Source organism: Micrococcus sp. HMSC31B01 (genome assembly GCF_001816085.1).
Classification (GTDB): domain Bacteria; phylum Actinomycetota; class Actinomycetes; order Actinomycetales; family Micrococcaceae; genus Micrococcus; species Micrococcus luteus.
Window position 1 is genome coordinate 1 of sequence record NZ_KV825448.1, and the last position, 3,526, is coordinate 3,526.

The window sequence follows — 3,526 nt, forward strand, 5'->3', positions numbered from 1 at the left end:
GGACCGCGAGCGCGGGCGGGACCACGGTGGTCTTGCCCGTGCCCGGGGGCGCCTCGACGACGGCCGCCCCGCGCGCGTCCAGCGCCGATCCGAGGTCGGGCAGGGCGGCGGCGAACGTCAGGCCGGCGCTGAGGCGGCCGAGGGCGGCGGAGAGGGCGGAGGGGACGGTGACGGGATCGACGGGGGTGGGCATCGGGACCCATTGTGCCCGCCTCCGCCACGCTGTCCCGGGGCCGTCCCACTGACTAGGCTGTGACCCATGACCACACCCGTCCAGGAGCACCTCGATCGCCTCACGTCGGCCCACGCGGGCGAGGGGGAGGTCCCGGACGGGCTGGGCGTCGCGATGCTCCTGGTGGACGGGCACCGCTACGTCTCCGGATCCATGACGCCCGTGCCGCTCGCCACGCTCGCCTCTCCCCTGTTCCACGCGCAGGCCCTCGAGGACCTCGGCGCGGTGCGGGTGGGCGAGCGCGTGGGAGCCGCCCCCGTGCGCGACCTGGACCATCGGGTCGAGGTGGACGCCGTCACGGGCCTGCCGCACAACCCGCTGCAGAACGCGGGCGCGGTGGCCACGGCCTCCCTGGTGAAAGGCCGCGGTGGCCGCGACCGCACCGCACGCATGATGCAGCTGCTCTCCGCCCTGTTCGACCGCGAGGTCACCGTCACGGAGTCGGCCGCGCGCGCCGAGAACCGCGCCCAGCACCACACCCGGTCCGCTGCCTGGCTGATGAAGTCCCTCGACACCCTGGACGCCGACCCCGAGACGCTGCTCGAGGACATCGCCACGGTGCGTGCCGCCGCCGTGACCGTGGAGGACCTCGCCCTGCTCGCCGGCACCCTCGCGCACGGCGGTGTCCACCCCGTCACCGGGGACCGTGTGCTGAGCGAGGAGACGGTCCGCGGTGTGCTCTCCGTGATGGACTCCTGCGGCATGGACACCCGGGACTCCCGGTGGGCGTACGACGTCGGCCAGCCCGGCTGGGCGTCCACGCGCGGCGGCACGGTGCTCGTGGTGGTGCCGGGCCACCTCGGTCTGGCGCTGCAGTCGGACACGACAGACGAGAACGGGCTCGGCGCCGCGGCGATGGCCGCCCTGCGGACCATCGTCGAGGACTTCGAGCTGCACCCGTCGGTGGTCACCGGTTCCCCGCGCGCGGCCCTGCGCACCCACTACCGGATCGATCAGGCGCCCTCGGGCACGGTGCGCAGCGCCGTCGTCCTCGAGGCGCTGGGGCGGTTCGCGGACACCGTGCACGTGATGGAGCTGGGCGGTCACCTCGGCTTCAGCCAGGTGGACGCGATCGCCCGCGTCAGCCGCGGTCTGCCGGAGGTCCTCGAGACGCTCGTGGTGGACATGCGCTCGGTCAGCTCCGTCTCCCGTCCGGCCCGGCTGCTGGTGGCCCAGTGGTTCGCCCGCGCGCTGGGCAACGGGCTCGACGTCGTCGTCGTGGACCGGGACGCCGCGGAGATGAAGGAGCTGATGGCGGCCGTCGAGGAGTCCGTGGAGGTGGATCTGCCCGAGCCGCTGCAGGATGAGGCCGAGGGGGTGGACCCCGCCGCCGAGGGCGCGCAGTTCGTGTTCTTCGACTCCCGCTCGCGGGCCGCCCAGTGGGCCGAGCAGCGGCTGCTCTCCCGGCACGCCCCCCACCTGCTGCCGCGGGACGCCCAGGAGGCGGCCGTAGCACCCCTGCTGCAGCACCTCTCCGCGGACGACGCGCGTCTGCTCGAGTCCATGATGGACGAGCGGGTCTACTCGGACGGCCAGATCATCCGCCGCGCCGGCCAGCCGTTCGGCGGCATCTACGTGATCGTCTCCGGCACCGTGGAGCTCTCGGGTCAGGGCACGGGCAGCCGCCGCGTGCGCCGCACCCTGCTCACCCCGGGGATGACGTTCGGCGAGATGGCCCTGGGCCAGCCCGGCCGCCAGCCCTCCACCGTCCGCGCGCGCGGGCCGGTCACGGCGCGAGTCCTCACCGCCCAGGTGATGGTCGCGCTCCAGGAGGGCTTCCCCCAGCTGGCCCTGGCCCTGTGGGAGGCGCTGGCCCGCGACGCGTTCACCGCGCTGGGCCAGCTCATCCGGGAGACCGGCGCGCTGCAGGACTGACGACCCGCGGGGGCAGCGTCCCCGTGGGACGCTGCCCCCACCCCCGTCACCGCCCGAGGACGTGGCGCAACGCGCCCTCCAGTTCGGGGTCGCGCATCTCGTAGCCGGAGGAGACCAGCCGGTCCGCCACGACCTTCTGGTCCGCCGCGACGGTCTCCACCCGGCCCTCCTCGCCCAGCAGCAGGCGCGGCCCGGCCTCGGGCACCGGGATGAGAGCGGGCCGGCGCAGCACCCGCCCGAGCACGGTGGCGAACTCCTTCGCCGTGACCGGCTCGGGCGCCACCGCGTTGACCGGGCCGGTGACGCCGTCGTCGAGCACCGCGTGGGCGAAGGCCCCCGCGATGTCATCCGCGCCGATCCAGCTCAGCCACGGGCTGCCGTCGTGGCTCTCCCCGCCCGAGGTCGCGACCGGGCCGCCGAGCCCCGCGAGGAACAGCGGCAGCACCTGCTGCAGCATGCCCCCGGCCGGGCTCAGGACCACGCCGGTCCGCAGCATCGCCACCCGGATGCCGGACGTCTCGGCGCGTCGGGCCTCGGCCTCCCAGTCCGCGACGACCTCGGCGAGGAAGTCGTCCCCGGGCTCCAGATCCTCGACGAGGCCGCTGCCGAACGGGCCCGTGCCCGCGTCCGCCCCGTAGTACCCGATCGCCGAGCCGTTCACGAGCGCCCGCGCCCGCGCGTCGTCCCCCTCCCGTGCGGCGATCCGGGCGAGCGCGTCCACGAGGGTGCGCGTGCCGCGTACGCGCGAGTCGTGCACGGCCTCCTTGTGCGCGTCCGAGAACCGGCCGGCGATGGGCTCGCCCGCCAGGTTCACGACGACGTCGGCCTCGGCCAGGGCGTCCTCGTCCACGGTCTCCCGGCCGGGGTCCCACAGCGCCGCGTCCAGCGCGCCGGCCTTCTTCGGGCTCCGCACGAGCCGGATGACGCGGTGGCCGCCGGTGGTGAGCAGGGCACAGAGCTGCCGGCCGATCAGTCCGCCGGACCCCGTCACGGCGACCGTGCGAGCCGGCCCGCCGACGAGGGGGCCGGGATGGGCGGCGTGGAAGTCCAGGTCATCGGCCATCACGCGGGCCCGATAGGCGAACTGGCGGCCCAGCTCCGCCTCGAAGGCCTCGTGGGTGCGGCGCGAGGCCGCGGCGCCCAGACCGGGCACGCGGGACACCAGGGACTCCCCCGGCAGGGCGTACTCGATGTGGTCCGTCACGACCGTGCCCCGCCGGCCGTCCGCCGTGTCCGCCTCACCGGGCGCAGCGTCGTCGAGCAGGTGCGTGTGCCGCCAGGAGGCGAGAGGGCCGGAGACCATCTCGTCCCGGAACATGCGGCCCTCCTCGTAGGCCGTGTGGCGGGCCCGCCACGGCACCGCGGGCGCGGCCCCGCCGGGCAGGCGGGAGGCGACGGCGTCCGGCAGCAGGCCGGTGA

At 75.5% G+C, this 3,526-nt stretch carries 3 protein-coding genes; 1 reads left to right on the top strand and 2 read right to left on the bottom strand.

The window, feature by feature from the left end:
• On the bottom strand, nucleotides 1-193 hold a 193-nt coding region (locus tag HMPREF3105_RS12135), incomplete at its 3' end, for a hypothetical protein (protein ID WP_141762544.1).
• A gap of 66 nt (nucleotides 194-259) precedes the next feature.
• Here HMPREF3105_RS12135 and HMPREF3105_RS12140 point away from each other — a divergent pair.
• The gene (locus HMPREF3105_RS12140; protein WP_060974374.1) at nucleotides 260-2,107 is read left to right on the top strand and encodes a glutaminase; all 1,848 of its coding nucleotides are present in this window, start codon (nucleotides 260-262) and stop codon (nucleotides 2,105-2,107) included.
• 46 nt (nucleotides 2,108-2,153) lie between these two features.
• On the opposite strand, the gene HMPREF3105_RS12145 is transcribed toward HMPREF3105_RS12140, so the two are convergent.
• The coding region (locus HMPREF3105_RS12145; RefSeq protein WP_070709847.1) for a TIGR01777 family oxidoreductase at nucleotides 2,154-3,526 on the bottom strand (1,373 nt) is incomplete at its 5' end.